22 protein-coding genes are annotated in these 22,642 nt (G+C 71.8%); 12 read left to right on the top strand and 10 right to left on the bottom strand.

What is annotated here, in order from left to right:
- Positions 1-78 precede the first annotated feature (78 nt).
- On the top strand, positions 79-942 hold the full coding sequence (locus NAG42_RS17385) for a hypothetical protein (RefSeq protein WP_250031339.1): 864 nt from the start codon (positions 79-81) through the stop codon (positions 940-942).
- Here the strand turns inward: NAG42_RS17385 and NAG42_RS17380 are convergent.
- From NAG42_RS17380 to NAG42_RS17345, 8 genes are all read right to left on the bottom strand, one after another.
- A complete protein-coding gene (locus NAG42_RS17380; RefSeq protein WP_250031338.1) occupies positions 906-1,763 on the bottom strand; it encodes an ABC transporter permease in 858 nt (285 codons plus the stop codon). The genes NAG42_RS17385 and NAG42_RS17380 overlap by 37 nt on opposite strands.
- Positions 1,763-2,641: an ABC transporter permease gene (locus tag NAG42_RS17375; protein WP_250031337.1), complete on the bottom strand. Its 879-nt coding sequence runs from the start codon at positions 2,639-2,641 to the stop codon at positions 1,763-1,765. Before NAG42_RS17375 ends, NAG42_RS17380 begins: the two co-directional genes overlap by 1 nt.
- Positions 2,638-3,684: an ABC transporter ATP-binding protein gene (locus NAG42_RS17370; RefSeq protein ID WP_250031336.1), complete on the bottom strand. Its 1,047-nt coding sequence runs from the start codon at positions 3,682-3,684 to the stop codon at positions 2,638-2,640. Before NAG42_RS17370 ends, NAG42_RS17375 begins: the two co-directional genes overlap by 4 nt.
- Positions 3,681-4,781 carry an extracellular solute-binding protein gene (locus tag NAG42_RS17365; protein ID WP_250031335.1) on the bottom strand — a complete coding sequence of 367 codons (1,101 nt, stop codon included), beginning with the start codon at positions 4,779-4,781 and terminating at the stop codon, positions 3,681-3,683. The genes NAG42_RS17370 and NAG42_RS17365 overlap by 4 nt, the downstream gene beginning before the upstream one ends.
- A gap of 118 nt (positions 4,782-4,899) precedes the next feature.
- Positions 4,900-5,874 carry a LacI family DNA-binding transcriptional regulator gene (locus tag NAG42_RS17360; RefSeq protein ID WP_250031334.1) on the bottom strand — a complete coding sequence of 325 codons (975 nt, stop codon included), beginning with the start codon at positions 5,872-5,874 and terminating at the stop codon, positions 4,900-4,902.
- Positions 5,875-6,063: 189 nt separating this feature from the next.
- Positions 6,064-7,275: a hypothetical protein gene (locus NAG42_RS17355; RefSeq protein ID WP_250031333.1), complete on the bottom strand. Its 1,212-nt coding sequence runs from the start codon at positions 7,273-7,275 to the stop codon at positions 6,064-6,066.
- 17 nt (positions 7,276-7,292) lie between these two features.
- Positions 7,293-7,814 carry a SigE family RNA polymerase sigma factor gene (locus tag NAG42_RS17350; protein WP_250031332.1) on the bottom strand — a complete coding sequence of 174 codons (522 nt, stop codon included), beginning with the start codon at positions 7,812-7,814 and terminating at the stop codon, positions 7,293-7,295.
- A 160-nt stretch (positions 7,815-7,974) separates the two neighbouring features.
- On the bottom strand, positions 7,975-8,958 hold the full coding sequence (locus NAG42_RS17345) for a DUF418 domain-containing protein (RefSeq protein WP_250031331.1): 984 nt from the start codon (positions 8,956-8,958) through the stop codon (positions 7,975-7,977).
- An 81-nt stretch (positions 8,959-9,039) separates the two neighbouring features.
- On the opposite strand from NAG42_RS17345, the gene NAG42_RS17340 reads away from it, so the two are divergent.
- The 7 genes from NAG42_RS17340 to NAG42_RS17310 all read left to right on the top strand — a co-directional run bounded on the left by NAG42_RS17340 (position 9,040) and on the right by NAG42_RS17310 (position 17,041).
- The gene (locus NAG42_RS17340; RefSeq protein ID WP_250031330.1) at positions 9,040-10,119 is read left to right on the top strand and encodes a sensor histidine kinase; all 1,080 of its coding nucleotides are present in this window, start codon (positions 9,040-9,042) and stop codon (positions 10,117-10,119) included.
- Positions 10,116-10,775 carry a response regulator gene (locus tag NAG42_RS17335; RefSeq protein ID WP_250031329.1) on the top strand — a complete coding sequence of 220 codons (660 nt, stop codon included), beginning with the start codon at positions 10,116-10,118 and terminating at the stop codon, positions 10,773-10,775. Before NAG42_RS17340 ends, NAG42_RS17335 begins: the two co-directional genes overlap by 4 nt.
- Positions 10,772-11,212 (top strand): hypothetical protein, encoded by a 441-nt coding sequence (locus tag NAG42_RS17330; RefSeq protein ID WP_250031328.1) that lies wholly within the window; start codon positions 10,772-10,774, stop codon positions 11,210-11,212. The genes NAG42_RS17335 and NAG42_RS17330 overlap by 4 nt, the downstream gene beginning before the upstream one ends.
- 81 nt (positions 11,213-11,293) lie before the next feature.
- Positions 11,294-12,139 (top strand): DMT family transporter, encoded by an 846-nt coding sequence (locus tag NAG42_RS17325; protein WP_250031327.1) that lies wholly within the window; start codon positions 11,294-11,296, stop codon positions 12,137-12,139.
- Positions 12,136-15,384, top strand: coding sequence for a bifunctional lysylphosphatidylglycerol synthetase/lysine--tRNA ligase LysX (gene lysX / locus NAG42_RS17320; RefSeq protein WP_250031326.1), 3,249 nt, complete (start codon positions 12,136-12,138; stop codon positions 15,382-15,384). Before NAG42_RS17325 ends, lysX begins: the two co-directional genes overlap by 4 nt.
- Before the next feature lie 69 nt (positions 15,385-15,453).
- Positions 15,454-15,684: a hypothetical protein gene (locus NAG42_RS17315; RefSeq protein ID WP_250031325.1), complete on the top strand. Its 231-nt coding sequence runs from the start codon at positions 15,454-15,456 to the stop codon at positions 15,682-15,684.
- Between the two features lie 103 nt (positions 15,685-15,787).
- Positions 15,788-17,041, top strand: coding sequence for a prolyl oligopeptidase family serine peptidase (locus tag NAG42_RS17310; RefSeq protein ID WP_250031324.1), 1,254 nt, complete (start codon positions 15,788-15,790; stop codon positions 17,039-17,041).
- Between the two features lie 31 nt (positions 17,042-17,072).
- Here the strand turns inward: NAG42_RS17310 and NAG42_RS17305 are convergent, their stop codons facing one another.
- Positions 17,073-17,771, bottom strand: coding sequence for an HAD family hydrolase (locus NAG42_RS17305; RefSeq protein WP_250031323.1), 699 nt, complete (start codon positions 17,769-17,771; stop codon positions 17,073-17,075).
- A 111-nt stretch (positions 17,772-17,882) separates the two neighbouring features.
- Between NAG42_RS17305 and NAG42_RS17300 the strand changes: the two genes are divergently transcribed.
- Together NAG42_RS17300 and NAG42_RS17295 are read left to right on the top strand one after the other, a co-directional pair.
- Positions 17,883-18,545: an SDR family NAD(P)-dependent oxidoreductase gene (locus NAG42_RS17300; RefSeq protein ID WP_250031322.1), complete on the top strand. Its 663-nt coding sequence runs from the start codon at positions 17,883-17,885 to the stop codon at positions 18,543-18,545.
- Positions 18,546-18,601: 56 nt separating this feature from the next.
- Positions 18,602-19,645, top strand: coding sequence for an NAD(P)-dependent alcohol dehydrogenase (locus tag NAG42_RS17295; protein WP_250031454.1), 1,044 nt, complete (start codon positions 18,602-18,604; stop codon positions 19,643-19,645).
- On the opposite strand, the gene NAG42_RS17290 is transcribed toward NAG42_RS17295, so the two are convergent.
- Complete coding sequence (locus NAG42_RS17290) at positions 19,646-20,524, bottom strand: helix-turn-helix transcriptional regulator (RefSeq protein WP_250031321.1); 879 nt, start codon at positions 20,522-20,524, stop codon at positions 19,646-19,648.
- A 101-nt stretch (positions 20,525-20,625) separates the two neighbouring features.
- Between NAG42_RS17290 and NAG42_RS17285 the strand changes: the two genes are divergently transcribed.
- The gene (locus NAG42_RS17285) at positions 20,626-21,846 is read left to right on the top strand and encodes a multidrug effflux MFS transporter (protein WP_250031320.1); all 1,221 of its coding nucleotides are present in this window, start codon (positions 20,626-20,628) and stop codon (positions 21,844-21,846) included.
- Between the two features lie 131 nt (positions 21,847-21,977).
- Positions 21,978-22,610 carry a sigma-70 family RNA polymerase sigma factor gene (locus NAG42_RS17280; protein ID WP_250031319.1) on the top strand — a complete coding sequence of 211 codons (633 nt, stop codon included), beginning with the start codon at positions 21,978-21,980 and terminating at the stop codon, positions 22,608-22,610.
- The last annotated feature ends 32 nt before the right edge of the window (positions 22,611-22,642 follow it).

Genomic DNA, 22,642 nt, shown 5'->3' with positions numbered 1-22,642 from the left:
GGGCTCGAGAACCCGATCCCGGCGCACCGGCATCGGCATTCACCGGCGCCGGGCCTCGCCATGACAGAAGATGCCAGAGTGCGACCGTTCCCGCTGATGGTGGCTGCTTTCGTGGGTGTCGCGGTCGTGGCTACCGTGCTCGACCAGCCTGATCTGCGCTACGCCGCCGGAACGCTGGCCACGGCGGCCTTGGCCGGCTGGGTCGCGTGGGACGGCCGGGCCGCGCCATCCGCCGTACGCCGGGCGTTGACGGCCTTCGCCCTGCTTCTGACCGCCGGAGCCGTGGTCGACCTGGTGGGCCGGCTCACGCCCTATCCCGCCGGCGCCTGGGCGGCCGCGGACGGCTGCCCCTCCACCGCCCACTACGACTTCTGGCGCGGTCAGCTGCACGCTCAGCAGGGGGCGGCTCTCCTGCGCTGCGCCGCCCTCGTGGCGGCCGTCCAAGCCGTACGCCGCTCGCGGACCCACCAGGGCCAGATCGCCTTGGTCTTGGTGCCGGTCGGCTGTCTGGCGGCCCTGATCTGGTTCCGCCCGATCACCGCGGCCGCCGAGGAGCCCGGCCGGGTCACGGCGGCCGCGCCCGGGGCAGTGGCCTTCCTGGCGGCCATCACGCTGACCGCGCTGGCCGCGAGCCGGCCTCTCGCCACCCGGACGGGCAACTGGATGCTCGCGCTCAGCACGCTGCCGATGCTCTACCGCGAGACGGCGGCCATCAAGGAGCTGGCCGATCTGCACTGGCAGCTCCCGGACCCGGTGCTCACCCAGGGAGTTGTCACCGCGTACCGGGACTGCGCCGTCGCCGTCGCCGAGGCCCCGCCGGTCCCGGTGGGCGACCTCATCGGCCCGGCCGTGCTCACCGGAATCCTCCTGGCCGCGCCCGCGCTGTTCCTGTGGTCGATCCTCGGTCAATCCGGCTCCTCCTTGACCCGGGCGACCAGCTGAGTCGGGTTGACGAACCGCAGCGCGACAACCAGCAGCACCAGCATGGACGCCGTGTAGAGCACGGCCATCGCGTCGACCGACTGCTGAGCCCGGATCCCCGCCGCCGACATCGAGTAGTAGAGCGCCACCACCAGCGTCTGCGAGTCCGGCCCGGCGGTCAGGAACGTCAGCTCGAACATCCCCACCGTCCGCACCAGCACCAGGATCGAGGCGGCCAGGATGCCCGGCACCAGCAACGGCGCCAGGATGCGGCCGAAGATCTGCCCGGTGCGGGCCCCGCACATCCGGGCCGCCTTCTCCATGGTCGGGTCGATCTGCTCGATGAAGGGCGTCATCGTCAGGATCACGAACGGGATCGACGGCACCAGGTTGGCCAGCACCACGCCGGCCAGGTGGCCCGCGAAGCCGTACTTGTAGAGGACCGTGGCCAGCGGGATCCCGTACGTGATCGGGGGCATCAGGATCGGCAGCAGGAACAACAGGTAGACCAGCCGGCGGCCGGGGAAGGAGCGGCGCGCCAGCACGTACGACGCCGGCACGCCCACCAGCACCGAGATGCCGACCACCAGCACGGCCACCTCGAGCGTCACCAGGAGCACGTCGAGCAGGCCGAACTCGGTCCACGCGGAGGCGTACCACTGGGTCGTCCAGCCCTCGGGCAGCCACGTGTCGAACCAGCGCCGGCCCACCGAGTTGACCACCACCGAGCCGATCACACCGGCCAGGTTGATCAGGAAGAACGCCACCGCACCCCAGACGAGCCACGCGGCCGGCGAGGCGACGATGGGACGTGCCGCCGTCTTCTCCGAGACCAGTGTCATCAGCCTTTACCCCCTGTCGAGCCGGTGTAGAGCAGCGACCGCAGGCCGAGCACCACCGCCACCACGAACAGCTCGACCACCCCCATGACCACGGCGATGGCGCTGCCCAGCGGATAGTCGTAGGCCTCGTATGCCGCGTGGTAGGCCGCGATCGAGATGACCCGGGTGGTCCCGGCCGGGTCGCCCACCAGCACCGCCGACGGGAACACGCTGAACGCCAGCACGAACGTCAGGCAGAACGTGGTCGCCAGCCCCGGCGCCAGCAGCGGCAGGGTGATCCGCCGGAATCGCTGCCACCAGCCCGCGCCCAGCGTCGCCGCCGCCCTCTCCAGGGTCGGGTCGATGCCCGAGAGGTAGGACAGGATCAGCAGGAACGCGAACGGGAAACCGGTGATCACCAGCGAGAAGAAGACACCCCAGTAGTTGTTGGTGAGGCGCACCGGCTCGTCCAGGAGGCCCACCGCCATCAGGAACCGGTTGAACCACCCGGCCGGCCCCAGATAGTTGAGCAACCCTTCGGCCGTCAGCACGGTCCCCAGCGTGATCGGCACGACCAGGATCGTGGTCAGCAGCCGCTTGCCGCGGAACCGCCCACGCATGCGATAGGCGATGGGCACCGACGCCGCCACGTTGAGGATCGCCGCCGGCAGCGACAGCCCGAGCGTCGTCGCGATGGTGTCGCGCTGATAGGCGTCGGTGAAGAACTCGCGATAGGCCCCGAACACGCCGCCCTGCGCCGGTTGGAAGGACAGACCGATCCCGTACGCGAAGGGGTAGACGAACAGGGCCAGCACGCACGCCAGTCCGGGGACGAGCAACCACAGTTGCCGGTCGATGCCGCGTTCGGCCAACCGGTGCCTCAGCGCCACCCGGGTCACGACGGAAACACCAGGACGCGGGCGGGTTCGGCGGTCACCGCGATCTGGTCACCCGGTGCCGGACGCGTGATCGCCCGCAGGTGCACCGCCACGCCGGCCGAGGTACGCGCTTCGACAGCCAGTTCGCGCCCCTGATATTCGACGACCTCGACCGTGACCGGCACGCCGTGCTCGCCGGCGTGCAAGTCCTCCGGGCGGATCCCGGCCAGCACGTCGTCGCCCGGGGACAGCGCCCCGACCGCCACGCCTTCCAGCGTCAGGCCGGACCCGTCGACGGTCACGGTCGAGCCGTGCACCGCCTTCACCTTCATGGGCAGCAGATTCCGGTAGCCCATGAAGTCGGCGACGTGCCGGTTGGCCGGCCGCTCGTGCAGCTCCTGCGGCGTACCGATCTGCTCCACCCGCCCGTCCCGCAGCACCACCAGGCGGTCCGCGAGCGACAACGCCTCCTCCTGGTCGTGGGTCACGTAAACCGTGGTCAGGCCGAGGGTCTGATGCAGGCGCCGGATCTCGGTGCGCATCTCCAGCCGCAGCTTGGCGTCCAGGTTGGACAGCGGCTCGTCCATCAGCACCAGCGACGGTTCCAGCACCACCGCGCGGGCGATGGCCACCCGCTGCTGCTGGCCGCCGGAGAGCTGGCCCGGCAGCTTCCCGGCATGCTCCTCCAGCCGTACGAGCCGGAGCGCCTCATCGGTGCGGCGGCGGACCTCGTCGCGGGGCAACCGCCGCATCTGCAGGCCGAAGGAGATGTTCCTGCGCACCGGCAGATGCGGGAAGAGCGCGTAGTTCTGGAACACCATGCCGAAGCCGCGCCGCTCCGGCGGCAGCGTGTCGAGCCGCGTCCCGTCCTGCCAGATGCTGCCCTCGGACAGCGGCAGCAGTCCGGCCAGGCAGTTCAGCGCGGTCGACTTCCCGCAGCCCGACGGCCCGAGCAGCGCGATGAATTCGCCGCGCCGGATCGTCAGGCTCAGCCCGGCCAGGGCGTCCTGGCCGCCGAACCGGCGCCGGACGCCGTCCAGGCGCAGCTCGTCGAAGCCGCTCACTTCTTCACCTTCGCGCCGCCGATCTCCCGGTCCCATCGGTCGAACGCGGCCACCAGCGACTTGGCGTCGAGCGGCACCTCGACCGGGTTGCTCGCGATCAGCTGGTCGTACTCGGGCCGGCCGTACTCGGCCAGCGCCTGCTGACTCCCGGCGGGGGCCATGCTCAGCGTCACGTCCTTGACCGCCGGGCCGGGGTAGAAGTAGCCCTGGTCGTACGCCTTGGCCTGTTGCTGCGGGGTGAGCATGTCCTTCAGCAGGTTGAGGATCGCCGCCTGCTTGGCCACCGGGACGCCGCGGGGGATGACCGCGTAGTGGGCGTCGGTCACCCAGTGGAAGCCGTCGAGGGTGCCGACCCGCGCCTCTTTGGGCACCGTGCCGAGCACGCGCGGGTTGATGTCCCAGCCGGTCGTGGTGGCGATGATTTTTGCCGAGCCGTTGGCCAGGTTCTTCATCGTCTCGGACGTGCTCGACGGGTACAGGGTCACGTATTTGTTGAGCTCGGCCAGGTAGGCCCAGGTCTTGGACCAGCCGTTGACCGGGTCCTTGGGATCGCTGTCGCCGAGCAGGTAGGGCAAGCCCATCAGGAAGGTGCGGCCGGGTCCGGAGTTGGACGGGCGGGCGTACTGCACCGCCCCGGGGTTGGCTTTCGCGTACGCCAGCAGCTGTTCCGCCGTCTTCGGCGGATCCGGCACCGTGCCCGGCAGATACTCGATCAGCGGTCCGGACGGGTAATAGGTGACCGTCACGCCGAAGTCACCCGCGAGCTTCTGCATGGCCGCCGCGCCGGGCAGGTAGTCGCTCATGCCCGGCAGCCGCGACGCCTGCGTGGGCAGCACCGCCGTCCACAACCCCTGATCGATGCCCGCGGCCAGACCGTCGACGCCGGTCAGCACGAGGTCGATGTCGACCCGGCCGGCCGCCTGCTGCGCCTTGACCTTGCCGACCAGTTCGGGCGCGGTCGCCTTGGAGTAGGTGACCTTCTCGATCTGATCCTTGGTGCGGGACGCGTAGTCGTCGATCATGCCTTGGGTCAGCTGGAGGTTTCCGGCCACATCGAGGATGTTCAGCGTGACGGCGCGGTCGGGCTTGTCCGGCACCGGGCCGTCGGTGGTGCCGCCGCCGCTGTTCGGACTCTCCGGTGCTCCACAGCCGGGACCAGCAGGGTGACGGCGGCGGCGAGCGCGATTCTCGTACGAGCCATGTCGGTGCCCTTCGTCAGCGGGCGGGACCGGTGGAGCCCCGCACCATCAGTTGGGTGGGCAGTTCACGCCGGACGGCCGTCCGGCGGTCCAGCAGGTGCAGGAGAAGGTCCACGCCGGCCTGGCCGGCCTCCTCCTTGGGCAGGGCGACGGTGGTGAGCGCGGGATGGACCATCTCGGCCAGGGGGATGTCGTCGAAACCGAGCACGCTGATGTCGTCGGGCACCGCGACCCCGCGGGCCGCGAACCGGTGCAGCAGGCCCAGCGCGACCAGGTCGTTGTAGGCGATCACGGCGGTCACGCCGGCCGCCAGCACGCGGTCGGCCACGGACACGCCGCCCGGGAACTGCGGGATCACGTTGCCCATCTCGGTCAGCTCGACCTCGCTCCGGCGGGTGACCGCCCGGAGCGAGCGGACCCGCTCGCGGTTGGCCCACGACGTGCGCGGCCCGGCCACGTAGGCGATGCGCCGATGCCCGAGCGCGGTCAGGTGACTGACCGCCTGGCGCATGCCGTCGAGGAACTCGGCCGTCACGGACGGGACACCGGGCACCCGGCGATAGACGAGCACCGTCGGGACCTCGCCGGCCAGCGCGCGCAGCTCGGGCTCGGCCATCCGGGGCGAGCACAGCACGATGCCGTCGACCTGCTTGGCCAGCTTGCGCACGAGGCCGGCCTCGGCCGCCGGGTCCTCGTCGGTGTCGGCCAGGAACACCGCGTGGTCGGCCTCGTGCGCGCGCCCCTGTACCCCCTTGACGATGCTCGGGAAGAACGGGTTGGCCAGGTCGGGCACGAGCAGCCCGAAGTTGCCGGTGCGCCCGGTGATCAGCCCGCGCGCGGCCCGGTTGGGGTGGTAGCCGAGACTGGCCGCGACCTCCCGGACCCGTTGCCGGGTGGCCGGCCGGACGACCTCCGGTGTGGACAGCGCGCGGGTGACCGTGGCCGCCGAGACACCGGCCACGCGGGCGACCTCACGGATGGTCACTGCCACGCCGGTCAGTCTGAAATCCGTTGCAGACCGATGTCAAGGCATCGACCCTGATCTCTGCAGTGGAAGCGGAATCGGGTCTGAAAACCTTTTCATCGCCAGTCGCGTCATGCTGGACGGGTGACGCGTACCCGGTCTTCACCGACGAGCAGCCGGCGGTCCTGCGCCCGTGGCTGAAGGGCCGCCGGTGATCTAGCGGCAGGTCCATCGCAGCGGACGGTTGGCGGCCGCCTCGGTCTCGCTCGAGTCGTGGGTGTAGCCGGCGGCCGTCTTACCGTCGGCGCTGAAGGCGGTCACCATGTAGTCCTTCATGCCTTTGTACGCCGGCAGCTTCACCACCGTGCGGCCGGCGATGACGACCGGACCGGTGCTGGTGCCGGCCACCCAGCCGTTCTCGGCGCCGAGCGCGGTCGGGGACAGCTCGGTTGCCAGCCTCACAAACTTCCCGGTGGCGATGGAGTACCGATACGACGTGAAGTCGCGGGTGGAGCCGTCGTCGGCGTCGTCCACCGCCCGGCCGAACAACCAGCCGTTGCTGATCGAGTCGGCCCAGAAGAAATCGGCCGGGCCGGGCCGGGGCAGCAGCCGCCCGCTGCCGTCGGGCAGCCACAGATAGGCCGTGCCCTCCGAGTTCTTGCGATGGACGGAGCCGACAATGGTGCCGTCCTCGCCGATGACGTCGGCATTGCCGGTGGTGTAGCCGGCCGGAAGCTTGAGCTTCGTGGGTGTCGCCCGGGCCGACTTCCACCTGACCGGCACCCCGTCCAACCCGGGCTCGCCCAGCGTGCCGGCGATGACACCCTTGTCGTTGATGGCACCGGCCGCAGCCGGGCCGCCGCGCAGGCGGGTCACGGCGCCGTCCGTCAACACGTACGCGTACTGGACGTCGCCCTCGTAGCTGGAGCCGACCGCGACGCCGGACGAGTTGATGTCGCGGAATCCCGCGTCGGCGCCCGGCATCGGCGGCACCGGCTGGAGCACGCCGTCCTTCCAGAACACCGTGTGCACGCCGGTCGGTGGGTAGACCCGCCCGGCCAGGTAACGCCCGCTCGGGTCACCCGCGGTGACCAGTGCCTTCTTGATCCCGCCGCTGGGCAGCAGCGTCACCCGGCAGTCCTTCGGGACGGGCGGCGGGGCGGCCGCGACGGTGGCCGGGGACGACGTCGCCGTGACCGTCGGGGTGGGTACCGGGGCCGGGCCGTCACGCAGCGCCGCCACGGCCACCGTGCCGCCGCCCGCCGCCACCGCGGTCACCGCGGCCAGGGCCACACCGCCGGACCAGCGGCGCACGCGGCGCCGCCGCCGGCCCTCAGCCATCGTGCGGGGCAGGTCCACCGTCGACGGCAGCGGCGGCTCGTCGGGCATCGTGCGCAGAATCCGCACCGCGCGGTCGTCCTCGGTCATGTCTCTCTTCTCCTCCGTCATCGCCGGTCCTGGACGGTGACGGTGCCGGGCAGCTCGTCGAAAGCCCGGCGGAGCCGGTCGAGCGCGTGGGCGGTCTGGCTCTTCACCGTGCCCTCGGAACAGCCGAGCTGGTGGGCCACGTCCCGGACCGGCAGATCGCACAGGAAGCGCAGCACGACGACCGCCCGCTGGCGCGGCGGCAGGCCCATCAGGGCCGTGTGCACCACCGACCGGTCCTCGACGCCGGCGGCCGGTGGCCCCGGCGTGGCCCGCTCGGGCAGCCAGTCGAGCAGAGCGACCTTCCACCAGCCGCGCCGCCGCTCGTCGAGGAAGACCCGGACGAGCATCGTGTTGACGTAGGCGTCGAGGTTCTCGACGTAGCTGATCCGCGGCCAGCGCGTGTACAGCTTGGTCAGCGTCTCCTGCACTATGTCGTCCGCGCCGTGCGAGTCACCGCAGAGCAGATAGGCCGCCCGTCGCAGGCCGGTCACCCGGCCCCGCACGAAGGCCAGGTACTCACCGTCGGTTCTCTTCGGCATCCGCCGCCCCGCTCCCTGTCACCGTCACTGCGTATCCGACGCGAGATGGACGACGATCGGTTGGGTCTTTACGGAAACATTCTGACCCGGGCGGGCACGGTGGCCGGTCCGCGTTCATCGGGACGGGCCTGACCGGACGCCTACCAGGCCGGTGCCTGCCTCACCGGGCGCCGGCCCGCTCGGAGGCCTCGGCGCGGATCGGGACCAGCTGCCACCAGGTCAGGCACCGCCACAGCCACTCGAGCGGACCGTAGCGGAACCGGCGCAGCCAGACGACGCTGAGGGCGGCCTGGACCATCCCGATCGTCAGCCCCGTCCAGACGATGGGAGCGAAGCCGGTGGCGCCGCCGAGGTCCAGGATGCGGTCGGCGATGAGGATCAGCACCGACGCCAGGACGTAGTTGGTGAGGGCCATCCGCCCCATCGGGCCGAGCACCGTGTCGATCGGGCGGCGCACCGGCGTACGCATGATGAGCAGGAACGCCACGGTGACAAGGAACGCGCAGACGGTGCCGGCCGGGAGGATCCGGTAGTTGGCGATGTGCCCGACGCCCGCGCGCCATTGCAGCCAGAGCAGCACGGCGGCCGCCGGCACGGCGCCGGCGAACGCGATCCACAACTGACGGGTGCGCCGGTCGAGGGTGTCCGGGATGCCGTATCGCGCGGTGGCCAGGCCCAGCAGGAACAGGCCGGGGATGATGAAGAGCCCGTTGAACGTGAGCCCGGCGGCCACGGTCAGCACGATGCCCAGCCCCAGCACCCAGCGCCGGGAGAGGTAGGACGCGGGCAGCAGCACGACGATGCCGAACAAGGCGTAGAACTTGAGCACCTCACCCGGCTGCAGCAGCGTGTGCAGGGCGGCGAAGACACCCAGCCACAGCAGGCGGCGCAGGAGGACCAGACGCGGCCGGTCGGTGCGGTTGCCGGCCGTCCGCAGGAAGAGCGCGAAGCTGATCCCGAACAGGAACGAGAAGATCGGGAAGGGTCGCTGGATGAACAGCGCCTCCCAGACGTACGCCCCGGGGTGGTCGCCCGCCGGACCCTCGGGCCGGGGAAAGCCGGTCATCTGGACGATGTTGAACTCGACGATGCCGGCCAGGGCGAGCCCGCGGAGAGCGTCGAGTTCGTGGATGCGGCGTGCCATGGATCGAGCGTTCCGCAGGCGCCGGCCTCGCCGATAGCGCCGCGAGTCGCCTCCCGGACCTACTTTCGTATGCTCCAGGGCATGCGCCGGCACCGGGTCCTCGACAGCGCGATCGACATCGTGCTCGCGGTGACGGCCGCGGTCGTGGGCGCCGTGCTGGAGCTCCGGGATCCGGGCTGGTTCCCGGTCACCGCGCAGATCGCCGGGGCGGCGGCCCTTCTCGTACGCCGGCGGTGGCCCTATCTGACGGCCGGTGTCCTGGTCGTCCTGAACGTGTTCGTGCCGGTGTGGGCGACGGTCCTGGCCCCGTACGCCGTGATCGCCTTCACCGGGGCTCGCGCCCGGTGGCGTCCCTGGGTGGTGGTCGGCCTGCTGGTCGTCACTTTCCTGGTCGGGGCGCGCGCCTGGGAGATCGCCGACCCCTTGTCCGGGCCGGTCGTCATCCTGTGCTCGGCCCTGCTCGGCCTCTATGCCCGGGCCCGGGTGACGCTGGCCGCCGAGGCGACGCTGCGGGCCGTCGAGCAGGCTCGGGCCGACGAGCGGGTGCGGCTGGCCGGCGAGATGCACGACGTGGTCACCCACCGGCTCAACCTGATGGTGCTGCAGGCGGGCTCGCTGCGGATGACCGCGCCCGACGACCCCACCCGCCGGGCGGCTGAGGAGCTGCGGGTGGCCGGCGTGCAGGCGCTGACCGAGCTGCGCGATCTGGTCGGGGTGCTGCGCGACGGCGGTGATCCGGTGCGGCACGAGGGCGCAGCCGGCGACCTCGAGGGGGACGTCGCGGGGCTGGTCGAGGAGTCCCGGGCGGTCGGGCTGCCGGTGCGGCTGACGACCACGGGCGACGAGAGCCGGCCCTCCCCGGCGGTACGGCGCACGATTGTGCGGGTAGTGCAGGAGGCACTGACAAATGTCCACAAGCACGCGCCGGGGGCCGCGACCGCGGTGACGGTCATCTACGCCGAGGAGGGGATCAGCGTGGAAGTGGTGAACGACGGTGCCGGCCACGGGCCGCGCGAGCTGCCGTCCGGCGGCAGCGGGCTGACCGGCCTGCGCTACCGCGTGGAGATGGTCGGCGGCTCGCTCGATTCCGGCGCGACCGCCGGGGGCGGGTTCCGGGTGAGCGCGAGGCTTCCCGCGTACGTGCCGACGGGGCGCCCATGATCCGCGTGCTGCTCGTGGACGACGAGCGGATGGTCTGTGCCCACCTGCGGACCATCCTGACCGCGGCCGGCGACATCGAGGTGGTCGGGGAGGCGTACGACGGTGCCGAGGCGGTCGAGGCCGTCGTGCGGCTGCGCCCCGATCTCGTGCTCATCGACGTGCGCATGCCGGACGTGGACGGTCTGACGGCGATCGAGCGGATCGCCGGCTTCCCCGAGCCGCCGCGGATGGTCGTGCTGACGACGTTCGACCACGACGAGTACGTGCTGCGGGCACTGCGGGCCGGGGCGGCGGGCTTCCTGGTCAAATCGACCGAGCCGCAGGACCTGGCCGACCTGGTGCGGGCCGCGGCCGGCGGCGGGACGGTGCTTTCTCCGGTGGCCACCCAGCGTCTGCTCGGCGCGGCGGGCGACCGGCACCGCGTACGGGAACTCCTGGGCCGCCTGACCGAGCGCGAGACCGAGGTGCTGGCCGGCCTGGCCACCGGTGACTCGAACCTGCGCATCGCCCGGCGGCTCAACCTCTCCGAGGCGACCGTGAAGGGCTACGTCTCCCGGCTGCTCGTCAAGCTGAACTGCGACAACCGCACCCAGGCCGGGCTGCTGGCGCAACAAGGGGGTCTGCGGCCCGGGACGGTGACAGGATCGTCAGAGTGATCAGCGACGACGACATCGCCGCGATGTCCGAGGGGCAGCGCCGGGACCTGATCCGCCGGCTTGCGGTTCCCGGGGGCCGGCGGCGATGGCGGGCGGCCGTTCTGGTGGCCTGCGCGGTGCTGCTGGTGCCGTGGATCGGCTACCTGGCCGCGACCCTGCCCGACACCCATGTCGTGCGTCACTGGCGACTGGTGTGGGTGGGCTTCGACCTGGTGCTGCTGGCGATGTTCGTCACCACCGCGGTCCTCGTCCTCCGGCGGCGGCGGGAGGCGGCGCTGGTCGCGTTCGCGCTCGGTGTGCTGCTGGTCTGCGACGCCGGTCTCGACCTGCTGACCACCGACCGGGCGGGGCTGTGGCCGGCGCTGGCCTCGGCCGTCCTCGTCGAGGTGCCGCTCGCGGCCCTGCTGATGACCGAGGCCGTCCGATCGCTCAAGTAGGACATTCGCCCGCCGCCGGCCGCCGGAGTGGGAGTTTCGACACCCTGTCCTTCGGCCAGGACCGCGTCTAGGGTCAGGCCCATGGGGGTCGGGCTCGTCGGTGCGCTCGGGTCGGCCCTCTGCTATGGCATCGCGTCCGTCCTGCAGGCGCTGGCCGTCCGCCGGGCTCCCGCGGCCACCGGGCTCGATCTGCGGCTGCCGGCGCGGCTCGCCCGGTCGTGGCTCTATCTGCTCGGCCTGGCCGTCGACGGGCTGGCCTTCCTGCTCTCGCTGGCCGCCCTGCGCACGCTTCCGCTGTTCGTCGTGCAGGCCGTCGTGGCGAGTTTTCTGGCCGTCACCGCGGTGCTGGGCGCGGTCGTGCTCCGGATGAGACTGCGGCGCGGTGACGTGGTCGGCATCGGCGTCGTCATCGCCGGTCTCGTGCTGGTCGGCCTGTCCGCCGCCGAGGACAAGCCGGTCGAGCCGGCCGCCGCGTTCGGCTGGGGGGTGCTCGCGTCGGCCGTGCTGCTCGGCGCGCTCGCCTTCCCGGTCGCCCGGTTCGGGGGTGCGGCGGCGCTGGGTGCGGTCGCCGGGCTCGGTTACGGCCTCGTCGCGGTGGCCACCCGGGTGCTGCCGGCCCCCTTGACGGTGCGCGGCGTGCTCACCGATCCCGCCACCTACGGTCTGCTGATCGGCGGTGCCGTCGCCCTGCTGACCTACTCGATCGCCATGCAACGGGGCTCGGTGACCCTGGCGACCGCCCCGCTCGTCGTCCTCGAGACCGTCGCCCCGGCCGCCGTCGGCCTTCTTCTGCTGGGTGACCGCCCGCGTCCCGGCTGGGGCTGGGCGGCCGCCGCCGGATTCGTCATCGCCGTCGGTGGCGCCGTGAGCCTGTCCCGGCACGGCGAGATCCAGCCCGCCGCCGAACCGCAAGGAGTGCCCGCATGACCGCGCCGGTCGAACGGCTGCACGACGACCGCTGGCCCGACCGGTTCGCGCTGGCCATGTTCACCTTCGCCGGCCTGGGCATCCTGGTCACCGTCATCCCGGCCTGGCGGCACTACTTCGCGATGCCGATGGACGTCGTGTCGGCGCTCACGATCCCGGTGGTTCCCGGTTTCACGTACGCGGCACTGCTGCTCGCCATGGGCGTCGCCCTGCGCCGGCGGCTGCGCGCGGCGTGGTGGCTGCTGCTCGTCTGGTGGCTGCTGCTGCCCGAGGCCGGGCGGGTGGTCTCGCTGTTCACCGGGGTCGAGGCGGCCCAGGTCGTCGGTCTGGTGCTGATGGCCGGCGTGACCGTGGTGGCGATCCGGGCCCGCCACCAGTTCTCGTCGCGCCAGGTCGCCGGCAGTGTGGCTGCCGCCGTCGCCTGCTTCCTGGCCGGGGGAGTGGTGGTGCTGACGGTCGGTACGGCGCTGGTCCGGGCGTTCGGCACCTCACCCGGCCTGCCCGCGGCCGCGTTGCACGTCTTCGACTCGATGCTGGGCGACCTCGGCCGCCCCTCGGCCGGGCCGGTTATCACCTCGCCGTGGTGGGCGCACGCGGTGACCGGCCTGCTCGGCGCGGCGGTCGTGCTGGTCTCGGCGCATCTGCTGTTCCGGCCGCCGCGGACCAGCCACATGCTCGACGTCGCCGACGAGGCGCGGGTGCGCACGCTGCTGCGCGAGTTCGGCGACCAGGACTCGTTGGGGTATTTCGCGACCCGGCGCGACAAGGCGGTCGTCTGGGACACCGGGGATCCGGCCACGGCGACCGCCGGCGTCTCCTACCGGGTGGTCGGCTCGGTGGCTCTGGCCAGCGGGAATCCGGTCGGTGATCCGGCGCGGTGGCCGGCCGCGATCGATGCCTGGCGAGTGATGGCGCGGTCCGGCGGGTGGTCGCTGGCGGTGATGGGAGCCGGTCGTCAGGGAGCGACCGCCTATGCCGAGGCCGGACTCATCGCGTACGAGATCGGGGACGAGGCCATCGTCGATCTCCGGACGTTCTCGCTGAGCAAGCCGGGTATGAAGGCCGTGCGGCAGTCGGTCGCGCGGTTGCAGCGGCGCGGCTACACGACGAAGGTCGGCCGGCACGGCGAGCTGACCCCCGAGGACTTCGCCACGATGAGCGCGGACGCGGCCCGGTGGCGCGGTGACGGCGGCGACGAGCGGGGCTTCTCGATGGCGCTGGGGCGGCTGGGTGACCCGCTCGACGACGACTGCGTGATGGTGCAGGCGCGCGACGGCGAGGGGCGGCTGCGGGGGTTCCTCAGCTTTGTGCCGTGGGGGCCGACCGGGCTCTCCCTCGACCTGATGCGCCGCGATCGGAGTGCCGACAACGGTCTGGTCGAGCTGATGGTCGCGGCGCTGGCCGGGCGGGCCGGGATGGTCTCACTCAACTTCGCCATGTTCCGCGAGGCGTTCGAGCGGGGAGCACAGATCGGGGCCGGCCCGATCGCCCGGCTGTGGCGGCAATCGCTGGTGCTGGCCGGCCGCAACTGGCAGCTCGAGTCGCTCTACCGCTCCAACGCGAAATATCTGCCGGACTGGGAGCCCCGGTTCCTCTGTTTCGAGTACGCCTCCGACCTGCCCCGGGTGGGGACGGCGGCCGGCAGCGCGGAAGGCTTCCTGGCCTTCGGCCGCGGTGGTGGGGACGGGCTCGACCGGGCCGGCGACGACTACGCGGCCCAGGTGCGCGCGCTGATCCCGGCGCCACCGGACGCGCTCGCCGCGGCGCTGTCGTCGATGCGGTTGCCCGAGCAGGTCCGCGTACGCCGGGACAAGGTGCGCCGGATGCGCGAGCGCGGCATCGACCCGTACCCGGTGGGTCATCCGCGCACCCACACACTGGCCGAGGTGCGCGCCTCGGCCGGGGAGCTCGCGCCCGGTACCCGTACCGGAAAGACGGTGTCGGTGGTCGGCCGGGTGCTCCTCAAGCGCGACCTGGGCCGGCTCGGTTTCGCCACCCTGCGCGACGGCAGCGGTGACCTGCAGATCATGGTGGCCGCCGACGAGGTGCCGGCCGAGACGTCCGCGTTGTGGCACGACGACGTCGACCTCGGTGACCACGTCGGCGTGACCGGCGAGGTGATGACGACCCGCAAGGGCGAGCTGACCGTCGCCGCGTCGTTGCTGCGGATCACCAGCAAGTCGCTGCGGCCGTTGCCCGACAAGCACAGCGGGCTGACCGACGCCGAGTCGCGCATCCGCTTCCGCTACGTCGACCTGATCGTGCGGCCGGACGCCCGCGACATCGCCCACCAGCGGTCCACTGTGGTCCGCAGCGTCCGCGAGTCCCTGCACCGGCGCGGTTTCATCGAGGTCGAGACGCCGGTCCTCCAGCAGGTGCACGGCGGGGCCAACGCCCGGCCCTTCGAGACCCACATCAACGCCTACGACCTCGACATGTACCTGCGGATCGCGACCGAGCTGCACCTCAAGCGGCTGCTCGTCGGCGGCCTGGAAAAGGTCTTCGAGGTGGGCCGCCAGTTCCGCAACGAGGGCGCCGACTTCAAGCACAACCCCGAGTTCACCTCGCTCGAGGTCTACGAGACCTACGGCGACTACAACACCATGCGGGTGCTGACCCAGGAGATCGTCCAGGAGGCCGCCACCGCCGTGTACGGCGCGCCGATCGCCCGGCGGGGCACCGAGGAGTACGACCTGTCGGGCGACTGGCCGGTCAAGCCGATCACCGTGGCGGTCTCCGAGAAGCTGGGCGAAGAGGTCACGGCCGACACCCCGCTGAGCACGCTGCTGCAGTACGCCGGCAAGATCGGCCTGGAGTTGCCCGACGAGGCCGGCTGGGGTTTTGTGCTCGAGGAGATCTACAGCGAGCTGTGCGAGAGCACGACCACGACGCCGGTCTTCTACACCGACTTCCCCAAGGAGAACGCCCCGCTCACCCGGCAGCACCGCGACGATCCGCGGCTGGCCGAGAAGTGGGATCTGGTCATCTTCGCCGCCGAGCAGGGCACCGCCTACTCCGAGCTGATCGACCCCATCGACCAGCGCGAGCGCCTGGTGGCCCAGTCGCTGCTGGCCGCGGCGGGCGACCCCGAGGCGATGCAGGTGGACGAGGATTTCCTGATGGCCCTGGAATACGGCATGCCCCCGACCGGCGGCATGGGCCTGGGCATCGATCGCCTGGTCATGAACCTGACCGGGCTGAGCATCCGGGACACCATCCTGTTCCCGATCGTCCGGCCGTCGTGAGCTCCGGTCACAACTCGTCCCGGCGTCCGGTCCTGGTACGCGTACGCCCATCCAGCAGGAGGCCCTGACATGCCGGACGCCACACCCAGCTTCGACGCCGATATTCGCCCGCTCTTCCGCGAGAAGGACCGCGACTCCATGATCCGGATGTTCGACCTGTGGTCGGCCGACGACGTCCGGGCCCACGCGGAGAGCATCCACGCGGCCGTGTCCCGCGGGTCCATGCCGTGCGACGGGCCGTGGTCCGAGGCGGACACGGCGCTGCTCCGTCGCTGGATCGACGGGGGCAGCCCGGCCTGATCGAGGCGTCTCGCCGTCATCGCACCCTTCCGCTCGGTGATCGGTCTGTGATAGACCGGCATCACTGTGTCATTCGGTAACGGGTTCGAAACAGGGAGGCCTCATGGCCACGCCGATCAGCCGTCGCTCCGTCCTGGCCGCCGGCGCGGGGGCCGCCGCCGGGCTGGCTCTGCCGGGTGCGGTCGCCCTGGCCGGGGGCCATACCACCAGCAAGGTGCGCTTCACCCTCGACGCCGAGACGCTCGACGGCGGTGAACAGGTCGTCGCGGTCACCCTGGACACCGGCCGGCTCGGCCGCGTCGACCCGGCCAGCCTGACCACCGGCACGTTCACCGTGCACGCCAAGGCCACCAGCCCGATCCCGATCGCGCCCGGCGACCAGATCTACAGCGAGTACGACCTGGACCGGACGGTGACCGCGGCCCGGGTCGGCCGCGACGGCAACATCGTGCTCGAGCTCGCCTACGCCGAAGGAGTGACCGGCGGCGGGACGCTCGGCTACATCGCGAGCAGGGGCCGCAACGTGCGGCTGAACCTGGTCTACACGATCACCCAGACGCGGCCGATCGTGGTGCGCGGGCGCGCGGTCACCTTCACCCGGTTCCAGCAGGGGCGGCTGTCGAACCCCGAGGTCGACGCGTTCAGCTACCACGTCTCCGGGTCGGGGATGAAATACCGGCTGTACTCGCCGTCGCGCCGCGGGAAGCGGCCGCTCGTCGTCTGGCTGCACGGTGGGGGAGAGGGCGCGTCGCTGCCCGACGACTACTACGACAACGAGACCACACTGCGGGCCAACCGGGGTGCGCTGGGCTTCGCCACCCCCGAGGCCCAGCGGATCTTCGGCGGCGCCTACGTCGTGGCCCCGCAGAGCCAGTCGTTCTGGCTGGAGGACGGCGACCGCTTCGCCCCGCAGATCCGCCGGATCATCGCCGAGGTGTCCCGCCGGCACCCGATCGACCACGACCGGATCTCCGTGGTCGGCTGCAGCAACGGCGGCTACATGAGCCTCAAGATGACCGTCGAGTACCCCGACCTGTTCGCCTCGTCCGTCCCGATCTGCGGCGTCGTGGAGTCCCTGCAGCCCGGTGGAGGCCGCCAGATCACCGACGCCGAGCTGCGGGCCATCGACACCCCGACCTGGCTGGTGACCTCGCGCGACGACGACACCGTGCCGCCCGAGCCCAACACCCTGCACGCCCACGACCTGATCGACGGCTCCCTGCTCACCCTCTACGACAACGTCGTCTGGGACGGCCACCAGTTCCCCGGCCACTGGTCCTGGATCTACGTGGCCCGCAACGACCCCCGCCAGAACGGCCTGTCGATCTGGCAGTGGATGGCCCGCCGGCGCAACTGATCAACGATCAGCGTCCTGGCCCGGGCCGGCCTCAGGTGCCGGCGGAGTTGGACGGCGGCCCATTCTGCGAGCGGGCCGCCCTCTGCCGCACCTGAGCGGTCAGCACGGGATCGGCGAGGGTGGTGAAGACGGCGTCGACGTCGAGCTCCACGCCGGGCAGCGACGGGACGCCGACGACGAACAGTCCCGCCGCCCGCGCCGAGGCGACTCCGGTGCGGGAGTCCTCGAAAGCCACCGTCCGGCTGGGCGTGGCGTTCAGCTTGGCGCAGGCCACCAGATAGAGGTCGGGCGCCGGCTTCGGATGCTCGACGTCGTCGGCCGAGAAGACGTCCGTGAAGAGGTCGTCGAGACCGGCCGAGATCAGCGCGGCGTCGACGAAAGCCCGCGGACTGTTGCTGGCCACCGCGATCGGCACCCGGCCGCGCAACCCGGAGACCAGCTCGCGGGCGCCGGGAAGCGCGTCCGCTCCGGCGGCCAGCTCGACCGCCACGAGGTCGTGCAGCCGCTGGGCGAGCGCGGGCCCTTCGCCAGGCCGCCCGAAATAGTCGGCCATCGCCGTCCCGGCCGCCGCCAGCGTCTTGCCGATGACGATCTGCTTCTGGTCGAGGCCGAACCCGTGCCCGTGCTCGGCGAAGATCGCCGTCTCGGCCCGGGTCCAGCTGGTCTCGGTGTCGACGAGCAGTCCGTCACAGTCGAACACGACGGCGTCGATCATCAGGGGCAGGTCCACGCGCCCGATCCTGCCACGGCGGACCGGGGCGGCAGGTGTCCCGGGGTGTACTGCGGGTACACCTTCCCGCGATGACTTCCTCGCGCTGACCGGGACGGGTGTGCTGTATCCATGACCACTATCGCCATCATCGGAGCCGGGCCGGGGCTCGGGGCCGCCGTGGCCCGCCGGTTCGGTGCGGAGGGACTCGGCGTCGCGCTGGTCGCGCGTACGCCGGAGAAACTCGACCACCTCGCCGGGGAGCTCACCGACGAGGGGCTCACCGCGCGCGGCTACCCGGCCGACGTGCGCGACACCAAGGCGCTGGCCGACGCGCTCGGCCGGGCGGCCGCCGACCTCGGCCCGATCGAGGTGCTGCAATACAGCCCGCTGCCGCAGAAGGCGTTCCTTCGGCCGGTGCTCGAGACCACCACCGACGACCTGCGGGCTGCCGTGGAGTTCTCGATCCTCGGGCCGGTGACCGCCGTGCAGTCGGTGCTCCCGGGGATGCGCGAGCTGGGCCGCGGTTCGGTCCTGTTCGTCAACGGCGGCAGCGGCGCCCGCCCCAACCCGAAGGTCGCCGGAACGTCGATCGCGTTCGCCGGCGAGGGCGCCTACGCCACGATGCTGCACGACACGCTGGCCGCCGACGGCATCCACGTCGGGCAGCTCATCGTCCCCGGCGCCATCACACCGGGCCACCCGACCCACGACCCCGGTGTCCTCGCCGACCGCCTCTGGCAGATGCACACCGCCCGGGGCGAGTTCCGCGTTTTCGCCGAACCTCTGCCCTGACCGCCACCGTTGGGTTGGCTGAATCCGTCACCACTGTCACTTCACCGGAGGACATCATTCTCACCGTCAACGCCATCGCCGCGACCTCGGCCACCGACCCGCTCGTGCGCACCACGATCGAGCGACGGGACCTGGGGGCGCGCGACGTCCTGATCGAGATCCGCTACGCGGGGATCTGCCACTCCGACATCCACACTGTGCGCGGCGAGTGGGGCGACGTGTCCTACCCGCTGACCGTCGGCCACGAGATCGTGGGTGTGGTCACCGAGGTCGGCGGCGAGGTCTCCAAGCACGCCGTCGGCGACCGCGTCGGTGTCGGCTGCATGGTCAACTCGTGCCGCGAGTGCCCGAACTGCCGGGCCGGGCAGGAGCAGTACTGCGAGAACGGCAACACCGGCACCTACGCGGCCGTCGACCGGGACGGCACGGTCACCCAGGGCGGCTACTCGACCCACGTCGTGGTCGACCAGGACTTCGTGCTGCGGGTGCCCGAGTCGATCCCGTACGAGGCGGCGGCCCCGCTGCTGTGTGCGGGCATCACGACGTACTCGCCGCTGGCGCACTGGAAGGCGGGGCCGGGCACGAAGGTGGCCGTCGTGGGCATGGGCGGCCTCGGTCACATGGCTGTCAAGATCGCCGTGGCGATGGGCGCCGACGTGACCGTGCTGTCGCAGACGCTCAGCAAGAAGGACGACGGCCTGGGCTTCGGCGCCGAGAACTACCACGCCACCCGGGACGAGGCCACGTTCGAGGCGCTCCGGAACACGTTCGACCTGATCATCAACACGGTCAGCGCGCCGATCGACATGGCGTCCTATCTGGGCCTGCTCCGGCTGGACGGCACGCTGGTCAGCGTCGGCGCCCCGCCCGAGCCGCTGCCGGTGCCGGTGTTCGCCCTGTTCGGCAACCGGCGCTCGTTCGCCGGCTCGGGCATCGGCAGCATCGGCGAGACCCAGGAGATGCTCGACTTCTGCGCCGAGCGCGGGATCGCTCCCGAGGTCGAGGTGATCGGGGCCGACGACGTCAACGACGCCTACGAGCGGGTGCTCCGGTCCGACGTGCGCTACCGCTTCGTCATCGACATCGACACCCTGCGCTGATCAGCGAGCCGGCGCGCTCAGGTGCTCGTCCCCCGTGGTCGCGGCCCACGAGGCCAGGAGGGCGAGCGCCTGGGCGGTCGGTGAGGCGGGCTCGGCCGCATAGATGGTGAGCGTGAGGTCGGTCTCGGCCCGCAGGTCCATGCTCTCGTAGGCCAGGATCAGCTCGCCCACCACGTGGTGGTGGAACTGCTTGATGCCGGTGCCGTGGGTGCGGACATTGTGCGCACCCCAGCGTCGCCGGAATTCATCGCTGCGGGTCGACAGCTCACCCACCAGGTCGTGGATGCCCTTGTCGTGCGGGTCCTTGCCGGCCGCCGTGCGCAGGTTGGCCACGAACATGTCGGCGAACAGATTCCAGTCCGGATAGAACCGGCGGGCCGCGGCGTCGAGGAACGTGAACCGCCCGAAATTCGGCACGACGGTCGGATCGGCGTACAACTCGCTGTGCATGGCCCGCCCGAGGTGGTTGGTGGCGAGCAGGTCCTGCCGGTTGTTGACCAGGATGGCCGGCGTGTGGATGGCGTCCAGCGACCACTGCAGGTTGGGCCGCACGGCCCACTGCTTCGGCCGGCGGCTCGGCCGCACCAGGTTGCTGCTGCCGTTGGCCTCGCTGGCCAGCCGCAGCAGGTGGGCCCGCTCGGCGTCGTCGAGCTGCAATGCCCGGGCGATCGCGTCGAGCACGCTCGCCGAGACCCCGGCCAGCGCCCCGCGCTCCAGCTTGGCGTAGTACTCGACGCTCATCCCGGCCAGCGAGGCGACCTCGCTGCGGCGCAGCCCCGGGACCCGCCGCTGGCCGGCGGTCGGCAGGCCGGCCCGCTCCGGCGTGATCTTCGCGCGGCGGGTGGTGAGGAAGTCGCGCACCTCGGCTCGGTTGTCCACGCCTTCGACGGTACGACGAGCCCCGCCCCGGTGCGACGTACTGCTGGTACACCCCTGGACAGGAACTCCCGCCGGCGCCGCGGACGCGATGTGATGGCTGGGTGACCCCGATCGTTATTGTGCCCCCGCCCGCAGTCCGCCACCCGGCCCGGATGACCGTCGGCCTCGTCGGCACCGTCGTCTTCCTGACCGCGATCGCGCCGCTGGCCACCGACATGTATGTGCCGGCGTTCCCGCGGGTGGCCGGCGAGCTGGCCGCCTCGGCGACCCAGGTACAGCTGACGCTGACGACGTTCTTCGTCGGGATGGCGCTCGGGCAGCTCATCGGCGGGCCGGTCTCGGACCAGCGTGGCCGCCGCCGGCCGCTGATCGCCGCGATCGTGCTGATGACAGTGGCCTCGGTGGTGTGCGCGCTCACGCCGTCGATCGGGGTGATGATGGCGGCCCGTTTCGTGCAGGGCTTCAGCGGCGGCTGGGCCATGGTGATCGGGCGGGCCGTGATCGTCGACCTCGCATCCGGGGCGCGGCTGGTCCGGGTGCTCAACGTGATCGCCGCCGTCGGTGGCGTCGCGCCGATCGTGGGGCCGCTGCTGGGAGCGGTCATCCTGCAGCTGTCGGGCTGGCGGGTGTCGTTCTGGGTGGTCGCCGGGCTGGGCGTGGCCATGCTGGTGGCGGTGCTGGTCGCCGTGCCCGAGTCGCTGCCCGCGGACCGGCGGCACGGCGGTGGGCTGCGGGCGTTCGCGGTCGCCGGGCGGCAGGTGCTCGGGCGGCGCCGCTATGTCGGTTACCTGCTGGTCAGCGGCTCGGCCATGGGGGCGCTGTTCGCATACGTGGCGACCTCGGCCTTCGTGCTGCAGTCGATGAACGGCATGTCACCGATCGCGTACTCGGTCGACTTCGCGGCGAACGCGGCCGGCATGACGGTGGCCGCCCTGGTCGCGGCCCGGCTCGCGGGCCGCGTGCCGACCCGCCGGGTCATCCTCGCCGGGCAGGTCGCGGCCCTGGTGGCCGGGGTGGCGATGCTCGTGGGGGCGCTCTTCTTCGGTACGCCCCTGCTGCTGGCGCTCGTGTGCTTCCTGGTGCTGATGACCGCGCAGGGCCTGATCGGGCCCAACGGCGGCGCGCTGGCGTCGGCCGAGGTGCCCGAGCACCCCGGCACCGGCTCGGCGATCCTCGGCTTCGTGCAGTGGGTGGCCGCCGGCACCATCGCCCCGATCGCCGGGCTCGGCGGGGAGCACACCGCCGTACCCATGGCTCTGCTCATGGTCGGCGGGGCCGCGCTGTCGATGGTGGGGCTGCTCGTTCTGGCTCGGGAGAACTGACTACCCGTGGCCGCCCGGGACTGAGAACCACGAGTGGACCACGGGTTGTCCGGGGTTCGGCGCACCGGTCCCGCACGCGACGGTGGGAGCAGTCGCATCACCGGATGCGTGGGGGGAACGGAGGCGGGACCGTGACCACGGACGTGCGGGAGTTCGTCGCAGTGCGACCGCGGCTGTACGCGATGGCGCTGAGCTTGTTGAAGGACGCCGGGGAGGCCGAGGACATCGTGCAGGAGGCGTGGCTCCGATGGGAGCGCGCCGACCGCACCACCGTCCTCAACGCGGCGGCGTACCTCGCCGTGACCGCGCGGAGGCTGGCCATCAACGTGGCCCTGTCGGCCCGGCACCGGCACGAGCTGCCGGCCGGTTCCTGGCTGCCGGAGCGGGCCGACGTGGGCGTCGGCCCCGAGGTCGCGGCCGAGCGGCACGAGGCGGTCGACGCGGCGATCCGGCTGATGCTGGAGCGGCTGACACCGGCCGAACGGGCGGCGTTCCTGCTCCGCAACGCGTTCGGATACCCCTATCACCGGATCTCCGAAGTGCTGCCGGTGAGCGTCGCCCAGGCGCGGCAACTGGTGTGCCGGGCCCGCCGGAACCTGGCCGGCGGACCGGACCAGCCGGTGGACGCGGCCACGCATCGCCGCCTGGTGCGAACCTTCCGGGCCGCCGCGCAGAGCGGTGACCTGCACGAGCTCGAGGAGCTTCTCGTCACAGGCATGACCCCTTCGTCACGTCTGGCCCGGAATGCCGCTCCGGCGGTGTGATCCCGGCCGGCACCGGCCCTATCGCCTGGTCC

This window comes from Paractinoplanes maris (assembly GCF_023544465.1).
Taxonomy (GTDB): domain Bacteria; phylum Actinomycetota; class Actinomycetes; order Mycobacteriales; family Micromonosporaceae; genus Actinoplanes; species Actinoplanes maris.
This window is presented reverse-complemented; position numbering and strand designations above follow the sequence as displayed.